Source organism: Blastocatellia bacterium, from assembly GCA_035573895.1.
In the GTDB taxonomy this organism is placed as follows: Bacteria; Acidobacteriota; Blastocatellia; order HR10; family HR10; genus DATLZR01.
Map to the genome: position 1 here is coordinate 1 of DATLZR010000179.1, position 19,218 is coordinate 19,218.

Below are 19,218 nucleotides of genomic sequence, written 5' to 3' on the forward strand. Positions count from 1 at the left end.
GCTTGCTCCCGCAACAACCGCCGAGCACGCCGGTGCGCGACCGAGGCGGGAACTTTCCCCTCTTCCTCGAACGCAGCCGTCCCTTCCTCATCCGAATAGACGAAGACGCCAACATGGTCGAACTCCATCGCGCGACAAAAATCGAGCAGCTCGGCGAAGTCTGCATCGGTCTCGCCGGGATAGCCGACGATGAAGGTCGTTCGCAGCGCCGCCCGGGGAATGCGCGAGCGAATCCTGCTCACCAGCCGTTCCAGCGAGGCCCGCGATCCTCCCCGACGCATCCGCTGAAGCACAGATGCGCTCACATGCTGGAAAGGAATATCGAAATAGGCGCAGACTTTTTCCTCCTCGGCGACGGCATCAATCAAAGCATCCGTGACGTGATGCGGATAGCCGTAGAGGAAGCGAATCCACCGCAGGTCGGGAATGCGAGCGAGCCGTCGGAGCAATGTCGCCAGTCCATCCACCAGACCGAGATCAGCTCCGTAGTGCGTCGTGTCCTGGCCGACGAGGACGATCTCCTTCACTCCTCGGGCGGCCAGCTCTTCGGCTTCGCTCACCAGGGAATCGAGGCGGCGACTCCGAAACGGTCCTCGCAGTCGGGGAATGACACAGAACGAACAAACGTGATCGCACCCTTCGGCGATCTTGACGTAAGCCAGATAGGGCGGCGTCGCCAGGACCCGGGGACGGGTGTGGTCGTAGAGATACGGCGCTGATGCCGACTGCTCCTCCACCGATGCATCGTCGTCCCGACACAACCGGACGATCCGCTCGATCTCCTGCGTGCCGAGCATAGCATCAATCTCCGGGACCTCCGTCCGCAGCTCGTCCCGATACCGCTCGACCAAACACCCGGTGACGATCAATCGTCGGCATCGGCCCGTTTTCTTCAGTTCGGCCATCTCCAGAATCGTCTCCACTGACTCCTCTTTAGCCGGATCAATGAAGGCGCAGGTGTTGACGACGATGATGTCGGCGTCGGCGGCGTCCGATGTCAGAGTGAATCCTTCACGGGCCACCAGTCCCATCATCACCTCGCTGTCAACGAGATTCTTCGGACAGCCGAGACTGACAAAACCGATCTTTGCCTTTGAACCGACCTGACTCATGGGCTGAGCATGGTAAATGACGCCGCTTCCATTGTAAAGGAAAGAGGGCCGCGGGCAAATTCCCCGAGAGAAGAGGCCGGGGACGCTCTCCTCGCCGCACTCCTCTCTTACGGGGGAATTGCCGCCACCCCGGCCCGGGACGACCTCAGGGCGACGGGTTTCCCGGAGCCGACGCCATCCGATCCGCAGCACCGTACTTCACTTTCAGCGTGAGCCGTTTGAGCACCATCGTTCCATACGACCCACGAGGGAGGAAAAAGCGGACCGTCGCCTTCACCCGTCCCGGATAGAGATCATCGGGAGCGACATCGAGCAGCTCCAAGCCCTCGGGCATCACCAGCACGTCCCGCGGGAACGAGCTGAAATAGGCCCGATACAGCTTCTTCAGCGCGAAGGCCGACGGGGGCACTCCCACGCGCTGAAGCGTCGTGGTGAAGATGTGCTCGGTATAGGGATCGGGGAACGAGACCTTCGGTCCCGGCGTGGGCAGTCGCAGCGCGCGCAAGTAGTCGAAGGCATCCTCCGGCAGTTCGATGTAAAAGACGTAGCTATTGGCCACTCCCGGCACCGACAGCGTCCGCGAAGCCAGATGGGTGATCATCTCCGCCACCATCTCATTCCAGAGATAGGACTGATAGGCCGCCAGAATCAACGACAGCTCCTCACGCGGCACCAGATTCATGGCCCCAACGTAATTACCGCCGCGCCGGACGAGGTAATCGAAGATCATCTGCTCGGTGACGGTTCGGGCGTGCTCCCGACACAGCTCCCATTGCCACCAGTGGTCGCGGAAGAATTGCTTGCGTTTGCGGGTCGCCCGGGTTTGCTCGGGATATTCCAGCGTCAGGTAGATTTTGAGTCCCTCCTCCCACTGATCCTTGAGCAACTTCTCAGCGATGAACCCTCGCTTCTTGTCGTAGGATCCAAATCGCTGATCATCGAAATAATTCGGCACTCCTCGCGCTCGAATCGCGTGGAGATTGCGTTTGAGAAAGAGGACTTCGGGCTCCCTTATCGCCCGCAGCGTGATGAGGAACCGATTTCCCCGGATGCGTTCGGGCGTCATCGGTTGCGTGACGAAACCGAGGGATTCGAGCCGATAGTTCTCCTCTTGCAGCGAGAAATCGCGCCGATCGCGAATGGTGATGTATTGCTCGGTCAGGGCGTGACGATCTTTTTTACCCCCGTAGGAGATCGCCTGATACCGCAGTCCGAAGCGTTTGGCCAATCGCAGCAGAAGATCGGTCGTATTCCATCCCGATTTGGTCAAGCGATAGAGGCGATACTCGCCTCCACCCTCGGGGACCAGATCAGCCACTTCGACGACGTGGAAATCTTCGGGGCGAACTTTGACTTTGAAGCTGATGGTCGGTTTGCGTCTTCTCTCCATGGACGGGTGCAGGGAAACCGCTCTCACGACGAGAAGCGCAGCGGACTGAAGGGTGTGAGATCGAGCGAGGAACTTCCGGTGAGAACCAGCTCGCTGAGAATTTGCGCCGTAATCGGTGCCAGTAAAATCCCGTTACGAAAATGGCCGGTGGCCACGAGCGCTCCCCGCAGAGGCATCGCTCCGAGGATCGGCCAGTGATCGGGCGTGTCAGGGCGCAACCCCGCCCACGCGGTGACAAACCGGCACCGGGCGATGCGGGGCGACATCTTCTCGACCGCCCGGAGGAGCCCAACGACGGCCTCCGCCGTCACGCTCTTGTCGAATCCCACCATCTCCATCGTGCTGCCGATGAGCATTCGTCCGTCGCGGCGGGGAGCCACGTAACATTCCGCCGAATAAATCACGTGACGGAAAAGAGGGGGCGATGCCTCCAGGACGACGATCTGGCCGCGAATCGGGGTGACGGAGAACGTCTGGGCGAAGATCGGGTCAACGGTCGAAGCCCAGGCGCCGGCACAATTGATGACGACGGCCGCCGATAACGTCTCCCGATTCGTCCGCACGCCCACGACGCGATCCCCCTCACGGAGCAAACCGATGACCGGCGTGCCGCTGAGAAATCTGACGCCCCGCTGCTCGGCCGCGATCAGAAGCGCCCGCATCAATCGCTGATTGTTCACCTGATGATCGCCGGGGATATAGAGAGCCATCGGGATGTTCTCCGACAGAGCCGGTTCGCGCGCCCGAAGCTCATCCGCCGTCAGATCCTCGACGGCCAATCCGGCCCCTATCTGCTTCTCCAGAGCGGCACTGAGAATCTGCCCTTCCGCGAAGTCGTAGGCGAGAAAGAGCGACCCTTCCGTTCGATACTCCACCGTCAGCCCGGACGCTTCTTCCACATCCGCGACGAAATCGGGATAGAGCTGACGGCTGCGATAACACAGCTCAAAGAACGGGCCGCTCGGCTCATGGGCGATCTCCGATTGAGGAGCGAGTAATCCGGCCGCCGCCCGCGAGGCTTCCTGCCCCGGCTGATCCCGATCCACAACGGTGACCGAAAGCCCCTCGCGGGCCAGCCGATAGGCAATCGAGCACCCGATGATTCCTCCCCCGATAATGATGACGTCGGCTGTCGGCATCCCCTAACAACTAGCGCACCGCCCGTTGCCCGGCGATCCTCTTGATCCAGTTGTACGCCTCGGCATAGCGCGGAAATTTTTTCTCGTCCTGTTGAAACTCGCTCGTGTGAAAGTATCGCTTGCCACGAATGGTCCGGGGCGGGTGAACGAGATGAAGCATCTCGTGATAGAGCACGTACTCGAACACGAAATCGGGGATGCGCGGATCATCCAGGAGCCGGCTGATGACCAGCGTGTTGTGCGTATGATCAAAATACCCCAGAACGGTTCGGCTGCGACGGAGGCTCCAGGTGAGTGTGGGCTTTTTCAGTCGTCCGCTGAAATAGCGCCGATTGAGCTGCTCAAACGCCTCGTTCAGATCACGGTGGCGACCGCGCGGACCGACGATTTTTTTCCTTCCCCGGCACCGGGAGATCTGCTCCAGCCGGCGCATCACATCCGCTCGCCGGGCATAGGCCCGATAAATCTCCTGATACTGCCGATTGACCACCTTGCGGAAGAGCTTGGCGACGAGAATATGGGCCAGCGCCTCGTGGACAGACCGCGGCGCGTCCTCCAGCATGTCGGACAATTTGACCAGGACGCGCCCCTGACGAATGCGAATGTAGCTGTTCAATCCGGCGAAAGGATAAAATCCCACCTCGATCTCCGGCACCGTGCGCCGATGGGTGATATCGCGGAGAGCTTCAGCGAAATAGTTTTTGACCTCGTTCAATGAAACAGCCACAACACCTTTCACTCCCTATCACGTACGCCTGATATTAACGAAAGCGGTTGTCATTCGTCAACACGAGGATTCGGCAACCATCGTCCACTCTCACGCGTTCGCGTGCAGCGGAGAAAAGACTCAACGCGCGGCATGATCTCTCGCCTCGAGCTTTCTCGCTTCGAGACTCCGCCAGACGAAGTTCCTGCATGAGACGGCGATCGGGTTTTCGGCTTCCCGGGCGATCAAAAATACCCCGATGATCCGGGAGAACGGAGGCGCGATGCATCTCCACCCCATCACGCCATCGCTTGAATCCGCTTCAGCGTCGGAGAAACGGTCGCCTCTCCCCCGACGACGAGTAAGCGCCCTTCCCGTTTGAGCGCCGGATTTCACCGACATCGGGGTTAGTTTTCGCTACCGCCCACGTTCTCGATGATGCTGGATGAACTCCTTCAGTTCGCTCCCGGCACGGAGAATGTGCCGCTCTAGCAGTTCCATAGCCGCCTGCACATCTTTTGCGCGGCAGTATTCCAAAAGCAGCCGATGTTCATCCTTGGATTGAGCGTGAATTTGACGGAAGAAGCGAATATGCAGCCGAATATATCGGTCTGCATTCCGGTTGATCGTTTGAATGAGGGACATGAACCGGGGCCGCCCGGCAGCCGCATAGAGAAGGGAGTGGAAGTTCCAGTGCAGCTCTCCCCAACTCCCGCTATCGGATTCATCGGCCACCGCTCGCTCATACTGGGCGAGAATGTCCTCGGCCCGGCGGAAATCCTCAGGCGTCAGCCGGGGGATGGCCTGACGTAAGATGGCGCATTCGAGCACGGCGCGAATTTCAAAAAGCTCCTCAATTTCATCCGGCGACAAGGCCGAGACGACCGCTCCGCGATGAACGACAATGGTGACCAATCCCTCGGCTTCCAGTTGGCGCAACGCCTCGCGCACGGGAATGCGACTCACCTGAAACTCCGCCGCGATGGCATCCTGACGCAATTGCTCGCCCTCTTTCAACTCGCCGCGAAGAATCTTCTCCCGCAGCCGATCGGCCACTTCCAGGGTCAACGAGGTTCGTCGAATCAACGGAGTCTTCGTTTCGTTCGGCATTCTTCCCTCGTGTGCTCGTTCATTTCGGTGCTGGCTCAAACCGCCAGTTTCCCGTACCCCCTCGCGCTCATGATCCAGCACACGGTTTGATTCTTCTGGCATTATCCTCGCTCATCGAGCTGCCACATCTTCATAAATGCACGGCGGAAGTATATCAGAGTCTCCGAGGAAGCGGAAAATCCCACCGGGTGCTCATGAACGAGGGAGGCGAGTGAGGGAATTCGGATCGAAACCGTGATTCGCTGTACCGGAGCGACGGGAAGCGATATAATTGTGCCTTATTTCGCTCTAAGGACAATTTATTACTGGAGGTGACGCCGTGGATGTCCTCGTGATCGAGCAGCAGGTCGGTGTTCGACAGGCCGTCCGCGAATTTGCTCAGGCCGAGATCGCTCCCTTCTGCCGCCAGTGGGATGAAGAGGAACGTTTTCCCCACGAGCTGATCCCCAAGCTCGGCGCGATGGGACTTCTGGGTGCTATCTTCCCCGAAGAGTACGGCGGCGCAGCGATGGACCCGACCGACTATGCGATTGCCATCGAAGAGCTGGCCCGCGTTGATCCGGCCATCGCGTTGCTGGTCGCCGCCCATACGGGGCTGTGCGCCAATCACATCTTTCTCGCCGGTAGCGAAGAGCAGAAACGGCGTTATTTGACGCCGCTTGCCCGGGGCGAGAAATTAGGGGCATGGGGACTGACCGAAGCCACAAGCGGCAGCGATGCCTCTCACATGCGCACGACCGCCGTGAAGAAAGGCAACGTCTGGGTTCTCAACGGAGCCAAGAATTTCACCACGCATGGAAGCTACGCCGACATTTACGTGATTCTGGCGGCCACCGATCGGAGCGCCGGAAAGAAAGGCATCTCCGCCTTCATCATTGAGAAGGGCACGGCGGGACTGCGCCCCGGACGAAAGGAGAAGAAGCTCGGGATGAGGGCCAGCGATACGTCGCAAGTCATCCTCGAAGACTGCCTCGTCCCTGAGGAAAATCTCCTCGGCGCGGTGAATCACGGTTTCCTCGATGCCCTTCAGGTGCTCGATGCCGGGCGCATTACGATTGCAGCGCTGGCCGTCGGAGCCGCTCAGGGAGCCTACGACGCCGCCGTCGCCTACGTCCAGGATCGGTACGCTTTTGGCCGACCGATTGCCGAGTTTCAGGCGATTCAGTTCAAACTGGCCGACATGGCCACCGAGATCGAAGCCGCGCGGTTGCTCACCTATCGCGCCGCTGCGCTCAAGGCGCAGGGTCAGCGCATCACCAAAGAGGCTGCCATGGCCAAACTCTTCGCCAGCGAAATGGCCGTGCGCGTCTGTGAACAGGCCATTCAAATTCTCGGCGGCTACGGCTACATCCGTGACTATCCGGTGGAAAAATTCTGGCGGGACGCCAGGCTCCTGACCATCGGCGAAGGCACAAGCGAAATTCAACGCCTCATCATTGCCCGCGAACTCCTTCGGGAAGCGGGATACGTCAAAAGAGAATGACGACCGGTCGAGCGTAAACCTTCGTTCCCTGGTCACACGGGCTTTCTCCACCCGGGAGAAATCCGAACCGCACGTCACGACAAGGACCCTCTGTGCCGGACGGGCCTTCGACCGGTCACGTCTTCCCCACCGATGCCTGCGAGCCGCCTACCCCAAGGGTTCACCTCTTTAAATCGAGTCCCATTGGCCTACCGTCACCTGGATAAGTATTGAGCTGTCAAACAACTGGCGGAGCGTTTTCGCCGATCACTGGTAAAGAGCCCGTCGCACGCCGCCTCTTCTACCACAAAACCGAGGCTAACTAAGTCCAGAAATTTCTTTGAGTGCGAGTCACGGTCGAAGACTCAGGGGGTGGATCCTCAGTGAACCCCATGATTTTGCCAGAGATAGTCCTCATCCGGGCAACTTATGCGGGAAATCATGCACAGATCCGCACCGGGAATTTGTGCCCCCGGCGCGGATGAGGATTCGGTAGCAAAGCTCCACATCTTCAGCGCGTTACACGCCATGCCAGGGACTCCAGAGGAGCGACAGAGGGGCCGGTGCGGATCGAAAAGCACATGATGTCGCGGTCAGATTCCCATTAGGCTACATGATGTTGGGGTCTCCGACGGTATCGAACAGGAGTGGCCTGACATCGGCCGAGAGTTTCGATCCTGTCCGCGGTCCTCTGTTCTGGGCAGCCCTATGTGAGATCGCGGTTACGACCGAACCTCTCCCCCTGGCCCGTTCTCCACTGGCCGGGGGGTGAGGCGGGCTCGTGCCTCCGCATCCACCACGGTTCATCGTGGAGTCATTCATTGCTCTGCCGCCGTTTCCACACTTGATTGCTTGCCCTCCGAAAAATAGCCGCCCAGACACGTGAACAACGGGAAGGGAGGTCATCTTGCTCGTTCTCGGTGTGCGAAGGTTCAGGGGCGATTCCCTTAAAGATGGCCAGGGAAGGGTCACACGGATCCACCCCCGCGAATCCGTGTGACCCTGTGGTGATTGTTGGCTAGAACGAGCTGATCACGGTGAACCGGCCGCTCACGCCTTGACCTGTACGACCGCAGGAATCGCGGGCGGTGACGCGCACGCGCCCATTGGTCGTGCTTGTTCCCGCCGGAATGGTCCAGACGAAGGATCGAGCGGTGGCTGCGACATCGGCCAGCGTCGTCCAGGTCGTGCCGCCGTCGGCGGAGAACTCGATGGTCTGAGATGTAATGCCGACATCATCCGCCGCTTCCCAGGCAATGGTCACCGATTGACGGGCGAGGAAAGCGTTCCCCGGTCCGATGGTCACTGAGGTCACGATCGGATTTTGTCCGTCAATGGCGAAGACGCGATCGCTCACATCGCTGGCGACATTTCCGGCGTAATCGCGCACGCGAACGAGGATCACGGCTCGGGTCGAGGAGAGGCCCGCCGGGACATCCCACTCGAACGATTGGGTTGTTCCGGGCAGGCGCTCGACAATGGGGGTGAAGCTCGCACCGCCGTCGAGCGAGAGCAAGATGTCGGCCCACTGCACGGCCGTGTTATCCGTGGACTGCCATTGGATGGTGAAAGGTCGGCCCGCGCAGACGATTTCGCCTCCGTTGGGACTGGTGACGCGAATGAACGGCGGCTCGTTCTCAAACGGGATCGTCCAGAAGTCGGCATCGCTGTCGTCCGAGACGACGTTGCCCGCCACGTCTTCGACGATGACGCGCACGCGCCCCCGCAAGGTGAAGAGCGTGAGCGGCACTTTCCAGTCGAAGCGCTGCGGATCGTTGCCGTCGAGCGTCACGATGTCGCTGAACGTCGCTCCGCCGTCAATAGAGATTTGCACCGTCTGGCGCACAAGCTGCACGTCATCCGATGCCCGCCAGAGGATGGAGAAGACATCGCCTCCCCGGAAGACCTCGCGCCCGTTGGGCGAGACCACACGCACCGCGGGCGGACGGGAGTCAATGATGAAATCACCGTCGCTGTCATCGCTCGCGATACGACCGGCGGCATTCTGAGCGATCACCCGGATGCGACCATGCCGCGTTGAAAGAGTCGTGGGGACCACCCAGTCGAATGTCTGCGTTGATCCGCTCACTCCCGACGCAATCGTGATGGGGAAGGAGGCGCCTCCGTCGAGCGAGAGGAGAATTTCCTGCTCGACGATCCGTTCCGAAGTCGTCCAGCGGATGGTGAATCGGCTGCCGCCAGTGAGAACTTCGCCGCCGTTGGGGCTGAGGACGCGCACGCTCGGCGGAACCTGAACGATGGTGAAGTTCGAATCGTTGCAGTCCTGAAGTTCGTTCCCGGCAATATCGCGGGCCCGGACGCAGATGCGCCCCTCGGTCGTTTGCAGCTCAAAAGGAACTTCCCAATCGAAGAATTGTTGATCTCCCGGAAGCCCGGTCGTCCTCTGACCGGCGGCATCGGGCAAGGGACCGAAGCTCCGGAGGCCGTCGGTTGACAGCAGCAGATCATGCGATGCGACCTGGAGATCGTCCGAGGACCGCCACTGGATGCGGAACCGCGATCCGGCGCGAATGACCTCTCCGCCATCGGGCGTGAGAACGGTCACCTGAGGCGGCGTTGAATCAACGGTGAAATCGGCATCGCTGTCGTCAACCGCGCGCCGGTTCTGCGTATCGGTGCAGGCGACGCGAATGCGTCCCTGTCGGGTCGAGATCGTGCCGGGCGCCCAGAGATACGACGATTGCGTTCCCGGCAGATTCCCGGCAAGCAGGGTATAAGTTGCGCCTCCGTCGGTCGAGAGCAAAACATCGCACGCCGTGATCGTGCCGAGCGCCGACCAGAGGATACGAAATCGCGAGCTGCCGGGCACGATCTCACCGCCGTTGGGGATGAGGACGGTCACCACCGGCGCGTTGGGATCAATGGTGAAATCGCCGTCGCTGTCATCCTGACCTACATTGTTGGCGGCATCTCGCACGACGACGCGAATCCGGGCCCGGCTGGTGAGGAGATCGCGAGGAACATCCCAGCAGAATCGTTCCGTTGGCCCGGACGTGGTGCCGATCTGATTAAACGTCGCTCCGCCATCGGTGGAGAGCAGGATGTCCGAGGCGACCACGCCGACGTTGTCGGAGGCGGTCCAAGTGATGCAGAACGTCGTCCCCGAACGGATCGCTTCGCCGCCGTTGGGCAGAACGACCGTAACCGTCGGCGCGACGAGATCCACGACGAAGTTCTCGGAAAACTCCGACGTATCGCCGCGGAAATCGGTGGCCGTGACCGTGATCCAGTCTCCGTCAGACCGGCCGAGGACGGTCAGGGCGAAGCGGCCCCGCGCATCTGCTTTCGTGCTGCCGAGGAAGGTGCGTCCCTCGCCTCGTCCACTCGGGTCGGGATCTGCGAGGAAGGCTTCAATGGTCGCGCCTTCAGGAGCCGTGGCCGGGAAGATGCCGCTGACGGTAACGCTCCCGCCTCCGTTGTTCGTCACGGCGGTGATCCGGGGCAGCACCTCCGTGCCGCCACGATCAATGCCCAGACCCTCGTTAGCGAAGATCGAGTTGCGCGACACCTGGTTGCCGGAACTCGAAGTGAGGATCTTCACGCCGGCGCCGCGATTGTGCGCGATGGTGTTATCCTGGACGAGATTTTGGCCGGCATGCCCCTCGGCGCTGAGAATGAGCACGCCGTTACCGCCGTTAGGTCGCGCCTCCGCGCCCGTGGCATCCAGACCGATGATGTTGAAGGTGAGGCGATTGCTGCTCGAATTCAAAATCTTGACGCCGTCGCCGGCGTTGCCGCTGATGACGTTGCGACCGGCGCGACTGCTGCTTCCGATCTGATTATTGCTGCCTCCGCTAATGGTCACGCCATCGCCGCCATTGCCAAGAGCCGCGCGTCCCCCGGCATCGAGGCCGATGATGTTGCCGACAATGAGATTTCCCTGTCCGTCCCGGCTGATGAGCACACCCGCCGAGCCGTTACCGGAAATCACATTGCCTGCTCCCTCGTCTTCTCCGCCAATGGTGTTATTTTGCGAGCCGTCATCGAGAAGGATTCCCACGCCGCTATTGCCCACCGCCGCGCGCCCCTCGGCATCGGTGCCGATGAGATTGCCCTCGATACGAATGAGTGCGCTCCGAATGAGCGTGATGCCATTGCCGCCATTGCCGGAGATGATGTTCCGCGCCGCCCGATCCGGTCCCCCGATGACACTGTTTCGGGCATTGACGAGCAGAATTCCGTCCCCGTTGTTGCCTCCGCGCTCATCCTCTCGAAGACTCAGGCCGATGCGATTCCGTTGAATGCGCGTGCCGGCGCTCTGCTCAACCGAGATTCCGTTTCGTCCGTTGGCGATGATGAGGTTTCCGGCTCCTTCGCCCGTTCCGCCGATGATCGTATTCTCGGCTCCACTGACGGCGATTCCATCGCCGCCATTACCCAATCGGCGACCGGCGACGATGGCGCCGATGAGGTTATTTATGATCTGCGTCTGACGCACGCCCGCGCCGATGTCAATCCCGTTACTTCCGTTGCCGGCGATCAGATTGCGATCGGCGGTGGCGGGCCCTCCGATGAGAGTGTTTTCCACGGCGCGACCGGAGAGTGCGATCCCGGCCAGTCCATTGCCGGGCAGACGCGGTGCCGCCGGATCAAAACCTATGATGCAGCCCGCGACGATGTTGCCCGTGACCGGCGCATCGGTGCCGCTGATCTTCACCCCGTTTCCACCGAACCCGGTGATGATGAGGCCACGCACGACATTGAGGCTGGAGGTAATCGTCACGCCGTCGGCAGCGCCGATCTGAGAACCCTCCAGCACAACGATCGGCGTCGTCGAGAACCCTCGTTGCGTCGTTCCATCAATGGTCGTTCCCCCATCGGTGAGGGCGGGCAGGGGGCCGAGCGCCGAATTGAGTCGTAGGACAAAACGATCGCCCGTCTTTTCCGCATCCGGGATGTCAAAGCCGATCACATCCGGGGCGCCACTGCCCCGACCCGAGGGGACATCCGAATTGGGCGGATTGCCGTTAGCTGCCAGAATGGCTTCGCGGAGAGTCACCTTACCGTCCTGAGCGATTCCATCGGCGGCGGTGTTTACGACGATGGTGGGAGGAGCAGTGAGTGAGACGACGAGACTGGCTCCACCGATCTTCGCCACCGCCAGATCATCCAGCCCGTCCGTGTTAAATCGTCCGGCAGTGAGAGCGACCGGCTGACCCTGCACGTCAAGACTGACGGGTGACTGGAACGACCCGCTGCCCGTGGCCAGAAAGAGAAGGACCTGATTCCTCCGCACGTCAACGACGGCGAGGTCGGGCAGTCCATCGCCGTTGAAATTAGCTCTGGTCAGCGGACCGGGTTCGACGCCCGCCGCCAGGGAGGTTGGACCGGAGAACTGCCGTCCGGCGCGCCCCATCCAAACGCTCAATTGCCCCATTCCGCGTTCGGTGGCGATGAGATCGAGCCAGCCATCTCCATTGATATCGGCCAGGGTCAGATCATCCAGTGGCGCCGCTGTTGGAATATACCACGGCGGAGTCAGACCGCCCGCCGACCGACCATAGAGAAGGGCCACTCCACTGGAAGGACCGCGATAGATCACGACGGCATCCCGCACGCCATCCCGGTCCACATCCTCAGCACGAACGCCACCGAGTCTCATCGAACTAGCATCAAGCGCCAGGGAGATGAACTGGGCCTGACCCCATCGGCCTCCCCCCACTCCCGGCAGAAGAGCCAGCAACGGCGAATCCGTCGCTGCAAGTAAATCCTTCACCCCATCGCGTGTGAAATCGGCCCAGGCGAGTCCGGTCACCGCCAATCCCAGATCCACCGTGTTTTTCAATAGCAGACTGCCACTTTCGCTGCCCGCGTAGAGGGTCAGGATCGTCGCATCGCTGTAGCCGACAACGACATCATCGAAACCGTCTCCGGTGACATCCTCAACGACCAGCGCTGAGGGCGTCTCTCCGCTCAGGCGAACTCTCAGAGGAGCCAGAAACTCACCCTGACCGCGTCCCAAGCGAACGGCCAGTTCCCCACCGCCCGCTTGAGTGAAGCCGATGACCAGATCCACAAGGCCATCCCCGTTGATGTCTCCCTGAGCGAGGACCGTGGGCGTGAGGGGCGAATACCCGCCGTCTCGTTCTCCACGATCTCCTCGCTCGGTGGCGGCTTCGATGCCATCCTGTAACGTGATCTGCGGGGCCCCGCGGCCGCTCGCCCGCAAACCAATCGTCGGTGAGAATTCCTTTTCCTGAGGAGAAGTCATCACCCGATCAGCTTTCACCATCGGGAAACTGCACAGCATGAGGAAGGCGAAAACAGGGATGCGATGTCCTCTCGCCCGGCTTTTCATGATCACCTCTCCATTACCGTTTTAGTCTTCAGTCTTCTGCAGGAAAGTCGGCCAGATTGTAAAGATGAATCAAGCCGTTGTCAAGCAATGTTTTCGCCGATGAGAATAGCGAACATCCGAAAGTGCCCAGCAAAGGCGACTTCTGACGGGACGACTGAGACCCAACTACCCGGTGAAAACAGATGATCCCATCCATCGGGATTTAGGGCCGGCAGGGGAGCGACGATCTTTCGGGAAAGGGCATCCCCTGAAGGCCATGGCGGTGAAGGCGGAACGGGGAGTGGACCTTCAGGGGATGGTGGTATATCTCAGGGGGTCTATCAACACAGAGGCGAGCGAAAAATTGCACGAGTTGATCGGGCGACGCTTTCCAACGATGTTGAGAAAATCGCGTTCGCTGGACTCACCGAACGCATGCCTTCTCCTCACTTTGTGATCGTCCAGGACAGGCTCGCCGAGAGAGCACGTGCGGGATCACGACGCACAAGCGGCGTGGGATCGCTGACCGTGACCGTAATTGTATGCTGCCCACGAGCCAGGCCGTCGAGCGAAAGAGCCAGCGTTGAATCGGTGTGATCGAGGATCGCACCATCGAGCGCCCAGGTGATGCGGAGCGAGTGGCCGACTGGCTGAATCGGTGTGACGGTGAAAACTACAGAGGTGCTCCCGGTCAGTGATAGGCTCCCCTTCGCCTGAGGGGTCACGGATTCAATGGGGCGAAAGTAGGTGTACAATCGCTTGATGATCTGCTCGGTGCACACGGGACAGAAGGGAGCGGAGATCGTTCTCATCCTGCAGGTACGGCTGGGGCGATAGACTCCGACGCGAGAGCCCATCCCGCCCGGGAAGAGTCCGACGCGCTCGGAACCGGAATCAATCCAGTAATCCCACTTCCCGACTTTCTTGAGCCCCTCAACCGTCGCCTGAAGCGTCACGTTCACCTGCGTCGGCTCGCGCAGAGGCGGAGCCTGCCGACCGTCGCTTTCATCGCCAAGAAAGCCCAGGGAATGGCCCAACTCATGAACCAAAAGGTCCTTGCTGACAGGGTTCGTCGTCACGACGGTGAAGTTGTGCAACGGCCCGGAGGAGCCGCCGAACTGAGGATCGTTGGCGAGAACCACAATCGCATCAGCCTGCGGTACGAGTGCTGCTGCTTGATAGACTTTGTACTCACTCTCCAGCGGCAGATAAACGGCCTGGGAGATGCCGCCATAGTTGAAGGTCAGGTCAAGCGCTGTGTCCCGGAAAAGATTTTGCTCCGGATGATCAATGCCCGACTGCCGGGAAATGACGTTGACCTTGTGGATGTTGAACATCTGCCGGTAGTTTGAGAACGGCGGCGTGCTGAGAAGATACTCGCTCATGGCGCGAACATCCCGATCGTATTTGCCCATGTCGGCGGCCTGATAGCCGTCTCCAAGAAATACGATGTCGAAACGATTGCTCGCGGGACCATTGTCGAGGACGGTCTCGGTCGTATAGGGAGGAAGGCCGCTACTTGCCCAACTCTCCGAACCGGTCGCTGTGAGATCAATCGTTCCAACCACTCTGTCTTTCGACCATACCTGAAGCAGGCTCAGAGAGTGATCCGAAGGAACTCGCACCGGCAGGAGAGTTGCCGAAACGGGAATCCGCTGGCTCACCAGTTGGCCATCCGGCATCAGCTCATGCGCCGATACCGCGAGGTCCTCGTCCGAAAGAGCCGCGACCACCATCTTCTCCATCCCCGCCGCGAGGTCAATGCGAAGACGTCCATCTCCCGGTGAGGCGTAGGGGACGGGGAGTACCTGACGACCCACCACTTCCCAGGACACACCGTCGAATTTGACGAGAAGTTGTTCTGTCCCCGCCGTGGGCACGAGGATGTTCTGACTGTGAACCACAAGCGGTATCGCCGAGGAAAGAATATAAGCGGTCAGGCTGAGAGCGAGCATCTGCCTCGCCTTCACCCGGAACGTCTGTGTCATTGTCATCGGCTCTTTACCTCCGCCGATCAAAAAGCAAGTGGCGTACCGCAAGCGGAGGAAATGGAACGACGACCTTGATGCTCGATCTCCGGGGAGCAGGATGGCTCACTCCATCCTGAAACCACTGAAGAACTTAAGTGCAATGCCCGAGCAGAACGAAGAGGCGCTCGCTGGCAGGTCCCGCAGAGCTTCCGGCCGGCTTGTGCGCTTCATGCGTGAAACTTTGAGATCATCCGATTTTCATGGCTGAAACATGTCCCCGGCGCGCCTTCACGGCTTCTCCAACGAGCTGTCTCCCACGAGTTCCCCTGTGCGTAGTCTGAAAAATCACGGTGATGCTGGAGAGCGCACCCTTATTCGATCTGAATTCCGCAGGAATCAGGCATCGCTTTTGAGCAAAGACGGGGAAATGTGCGAATGGTAAACCTGGGGCTTTTGCGGAATCCTACCAACGACTTTTTTCTCTTTACGCCTACTGCTGGAATGGATCGCGCAGACTCACCAATCCACGACAGATGCGCGAACTGCAAAATCCACACGACATCTTCATTGGTCGTCCATGGCGGCGGGGGCAAAGATCGTGCTGGGAAGAGTGAACCCAGCGCGTTGCAGTTTTTCCGCAAATCGCGGGCGAATTCCCGTTGCCCGGAATTCACCGATGACCCGACCGTCCTGGATCCCCAGGCGCTCGAAGACGAAGATGTCCTGCATGGAGATAATGTCCCCCTCCATGCCCGTGATCTCGCTGATCGAAATGACCTTGCGAGTCCCGTCGCTCAGTCGGGCCACCTGGATGATCAGGTTGATCGCCGAGGCGATCTGTTGACGAATGGCCTTCTCCGAAAGCTTCAGCCCGGCCATCATGCACATGGTCTCCAATCGGGCCAGGGCATCGCGGGGCGAGTTGGCGTGAATCGTCGCCAGGCTCCCGTCATGCCCCGTGTTCATCGCCTGAAGCATATCTATCGCCTCGGCCCCTCGCACCTCCCCCAGGATGATCCGATCCGGCCTCATCCGCAGGCTGTTGCGCACCAGATCCCGCTGCGTCACCTCCCCCTTCCCCTCGATGTTCGGAGGCCGCGTCTCCAGCCGCACCACGTGCTCCTGTTGCAGTTGCAGCTCGGCCGAATCCTCAATGGTGATGATCCGCTCGTCCGACGGAATGAACGATGACAGCGCGTTCAAAAGCGTCGTCTTTCCCGCTCCGGTGCCGCCCGAAATGATGATGTTCAACCGGCACTTCACACACCCTTCCAGGAGCCGCGCAATGGCTGGGGTCAACGTCCCTTTTTTGATCAGCTCCTCGATTGATGGCTTCACCGTCCCAAACCGGCGAATGGAGAGGATGGGTCCGTCAATGGCCAGCGGCGGGATGATGGCGTTGACGCGCGACCCATCGGGCAACCGCGCATCCACCATCGGCGAGGACTCATCAATCCGCCGTCCCACCCGCGACACGATCCGATCTATGATCTGCATCAGGTGCTCGTCGTCCTTGAACATGACATCGGTCAGTTGGAGCTTGCCGAACCGCTCGACGTAGACCTGCTTGTAGGTGTTGACCAGAATGTCCGAGATGGTCGGATCGTTCAGCAACGGCTCCAGCGGACCCAAACCGAACAGCTCATCGCGCACTTCGACCACGATGCGCTCGCGCTCGGCCATGCTGAGCGGAACGGACCGGGCTTCCAGCATCTCTTGGACGATCCGGCTGATTTCGGCCTGCAGAACGGCCGGTTCAATGGTGTCGAGTTTAGTGAGATCGAGGCGCCTGATTAAATCCTGATGGATTTGCGTCTTGAGTTCCTGATAGACGTCACGCCGGGCGACAGGTGGGCGGGGCAGCGCGATGACTTCGCGGATGACGGGTTGAGCAACGGGCAGAGCGCTCTCGCCGGCGTCGGCAAACGCGGCACCACTCTTCCCGTTACCGCCGGGTGAGTCTGCACCGTTGCCGCTTTTGACTTCTCCCCCCTTTTCGGGAACGACCCCGATAATTCGATTCTTCAATGCGCTCATCTACACCTCCACTCGGCGTAAAAGCAAATACTGTGCCTCGCCCCCGACCGAGTGCGGAGGAATCGGACGGTGAGGAGAAGCGGAGCGAACGATCTCTCAGCAGGACAAGCGGTTGATGAACAGAAAGAGATTTCATCATGATGCCCCCTTCCGTCGGCACGAGACCGGCACCACGGTGCCGATTTCACATCTGAAATATCCGGCCGGTTCAAGGTTGCACCCGTGAAAAATGCAGGCCCATTGACCGAACAAATCCAGAGCCCGCCTGAGAACGGATTGTGGAAGTTTTTCTGTCGCCTGCGGCGACGGCCGGGAGCTGATCGCCACCCGATCACCGACGGCCATGAATACGGATACTCTTGATCGGTGTGAATTCGTGCGCATCAGTGGAGATTCTCGGGGGAGGCGTTCGAGGAGTTAGCCTGTGATTCTGAGAGGAGGGAATTCGGCGCTCCAGAGCGACAGTGAAACGTTCTCAAACGTATCGCGACTCTTGCTGAGGAGCAACGGGGTGCATCTGTGTTCGAAGCTCGGCGGTGTGGAGGAGGCGTCTAGGAGTCACTGTCGGAGTGTGAGGCCCGTTTCGTCCTTGGCTTGGTCACGTCGTACTTCTTCATCTTGCGCCAGAGGGTGGTGCGACTCATGCCGAGGTCCCTGGCCGCTTTTTCCAGGTTCCATTGATTTCGCTCAATGGCCTCGACGATCAAATCGCGCTCGACGTCGTTGAGGGCCCGCTCGATCTCCTTTTTCGGCGGGTTATAACTGTGCTCGCGCACCGAGGGGGGAAGTTCGGCGGGCGTGATCCATTCTCCCGAGGCCATGGCGACGGCCTGCTCGACGATGTTCTCCAGCTCGCGGATATTGCCGGGGAAGTCGTAATTGATGAGCAGCGACAGCGCCTGTTCGGTGAACCCGATTAGCGGCTTGCGCTCGCGCTCGCTGTAAATCCGAAGAAAATGATTGGCCAGTAGAGGAATATCCCCGCGCCGGGCCCGCAGCGGCGGCAGATGGATCGAGATCACATTCAGGCGATAGAAGAGGTCCTCACGAAATTCTTTTCGCTTGATGGCCTCCTCGAGGTTGCGATTGGTGGCGGCGATGAATCGCACATCCACGGTGATGGTTCGATTTTCGCCCAATCGCCGAATGGTTTTGTCTTCGAGCGTCCGCAGCAGTTTGACCTGGATCGAAAGCGGCGTATCGCCGATTTCATCGAGAAAGAGCGTTCCTCCGTGAGCCTCCTCGATCAGGCCGCGACGGGCGGAGATCGCGCCGGTGAACGCGCCTTTGGCGTGACCGAACAATTCGCTTTCGAGAAGCTGCTCGGGGAAGGCGGCACAATTGATGGAGATGAACGGTCTGTCGGCCCGACGGCTCAGGTTGTGAATCGCTTTGGCGATGAGTTCTTTACCGGTACCGGTCTCGCCGGTAATGAGAACGGTCGCCTCGGTGGGTGCGATTTTTTTCACCTTCTCCAGAACGCGGAGCAGTTCCTTACTCTCGCCAATGATGTTCTCAAAGCCAAACCGGCGCTGGAATTGCTCGCGCAGTATTTCCACCTCCTTGCGGAGCTGCTTCCTCTCCAGGACATTGCGAATTCGATGCGTCAGCTCCTCCAGTTGGAACGGTTTGGTGATGTAATCGCATGCCCCGAGTTTCATCGCTTGAACGGCCGTTTCAACCGTCGCGTAGGCCGTCATCATCATCACTTCGGTTTCGGTCGAAGCCGAGCGAATCTGCTTGACAAGGTCCATGCCCGAATCGGGACCGATCTTCAAGTCCGTGAGAACAAGGTCATAGACCTCCCGCCCGATCTTGGCCAGGGCTTCGGAGACGCTGGCCGCCGTGTCCAGGCGGTATCCTTCCAGTTCCAGGACATCAGTGAGAAGGCGGCGGACGGGCTCCTCATCGTCCACCACGAGGATTCGGAAATGGCTCGGTTCCATGATGCTCCTTCCGGCGTCATCGTCTGAGGGTGATGCCCCGTTCCGGCT

The 19,218-nt window shown here is 60.0% G+C and carries 10 protein-coding genes; 1 reads left to right on the forward strand and 9 read right to left on the reverse strand.

Going from position 1 to position 19,218, the window contains the following annotated elements; genetic code table 11:
- The 5 genes from rimO to VNM72_15655 form a co-directional block, all read right to left on the reverse strand.
- Positions 1-1,112: 30S ribosomal protein S12 methylthiotransferase RimO (gene rimO, locus VNM72_15635; protein HXF06824.1), on the reverse strand; the 1,112-nt coding region annotated here is incomplete at its 3' end.
- A 145-nt stretch (positions 1,113-1,257) separates the two neighbouring features.
- Positions 1,258-2,502: a tRNA pseudouridine(13) synthase TruD gene (gene truD, locus VNM72_15640; GenBank protein ID HXF06825.1), complete on the reverse strand. Its 1,245-nt coding sequence runs from the start codon at positions 2,500-2,502 to the stop codon at positions 1,258-1,260.
- Between the two features lie 23 nt (positions 2,503-2,525).
- Positions 2,526-3,641 (reverse strand): glycine oxidase ThiO, encoded by a 1,116-nt coding sequence (gene thiO / locus VNM72_15645; protein HXF06826.1) that lies wholly within the window; start codon positions 3,639-3,641, stop codon positions 2,526-2,528.
- Between the two features lie 10 nt (positions 3,642-3,651).
- The gene (locus VNM72_15650) at positions 3,652-4,368 is read right to left on the reverse strand and encodes a SprT-like domain-containing protein (protein HXF06827.1); all 717 of its coding nucleotides are present in this window, start codon (positions 4,366-4,368) and stop codon (positions 3,652-3,654) included.
- Between the two features lie 396 nt (positions 4,369-4,764).
- A complete protein-coding gene (locus tag VNM72_15655; protein HXF06828.1) occupies positions 4,765-5,457 on the reverse strand; it encodes a GntR family transcriptional regulator in 693 nt (230 codons plus the stop codon).
- A 319-nt stretch (positions 5,458-5,776) separates the two neighbouring features.
- Between VNM72_15655 and VNM72_15660 the strand changes: the two genes are divergently transcribed.
- Positions 5,777-6,940, forward strand: a complete 1,164-nt coding sequence (locus VNM72_15660) for an acyl-CoA dehydrogenase family protein (GenBank protein HXF06829.1) — start codon at positions 5,777-5,779, stop codon at positions 6,938-6,940.
- Positions 6,941-7,937: 997 nt separating this feature from the next.
- Here VNM72_15660 and VNM72_15665 read toward each other — a convergent pair.
- From VNM72_15665 to VNM72_15680, 4 genes are all read right to left on the reverse strand, one after another.
- A complete protein-coding gene (locus tag VNM72_15665) occupies positions 7,938-13,238 on the reverse strand; it encodes an FG-GAP-like repeat-containing protein (GenBank protein HXF06830.1) in 5,301 nt (1,766 codons plus the stop codon).
- A 425-nt stretch (positions 13,239-13,663) separates the two neighbouring features.
- On the reverse strand, positions 13,664-15,211 hold the full coding sequence (locus tag VNM72_15670) for a M64 family metallopeptidase (GenBank protein ID HXF06831.1): 1,548 nt from the start codon (positions 15,209-15,211) through the stop codon (positions 13,664-13,666).
- A 540-nt stretch (positions 15,212-15,751) separates the two neighbouring features.
- Positions 15,752-17,224 carry a CpaF family protein gene (locus tag VNM72_15675; GenBank protein ID HXF06832.1) on the reverse strand — a complete coding sequence of 491 codons (1,473 nt, stop codon included), beginning with the start codon at positions 17,222-17,224 and terminating at the stop codon, positions 15,752-15,754.
- A gap of 551 nt (positions 17,225-17,775) precedes the next feature.
- Positions 17,776-19,170 (reverse strand): sigma-54 dependent transcriptional regulator, encoded by a 1,395-nt coding sequence (locus tag VNM72_15680; protein ID HXF06833.1) that lies wholly within the window; start codon positions 19,168-19,170, stop codon positions 17,776-17,778.
- Positions 19,171-19,218: the final 48 nt, after the last annotated feature.

Bases quoted from the DNA above. Each gene is read 5' to 3' on its own strand.
- VNM72_15670 (HXF06831.1), bottom strand. From the start codon at position 15,211: ATGACAATGACACAGACGTTCCGGGTGAAGGCGAGGCAGATGCTCGCT.
- VNM72_15665 (HXF06830.1), bottom strand. From the start codon at position 13,238: ATGAAAAGCCGGGCGAGAGGACATCGCATCCCTGTTTTCGCCTTCCTC.
- VNM72_15655 (HXF06828.1), bottom strand. From the start codon at position 5,457: ATGCCGAACGAAACGAAGACTCCGTTGATTCGACGAACCTCGTTGACC.
- VNM72_15680 (HXF06833.1), bottom strand. From the start codon at position 19,170: ATGGAACCGAGCCATTTCCGAATCCTCGTGGTGGACGATGAGGAGCCC.
- truD (HXF06825.1), bottom strand. From the start codon at position 2,502: ATGGAGAGAAGACGCAAACCGACCATCAGCTTCAAAGTCAAAGTTCGC.
- VNM72_15675 (HXF06832.1), bottom strand. From the start codon at position 17,224: ATGAGCGCATTGAAGAATCGAATTATCGGGGTCGTTCCCGAAAAGGGG.
- thiO (HXF06826.1), bottom strand. From the start codon at position 3,641: ATGCCGACAGCCGACGTCATCATTATCGGGGGAGGAATCATCGGGTGC.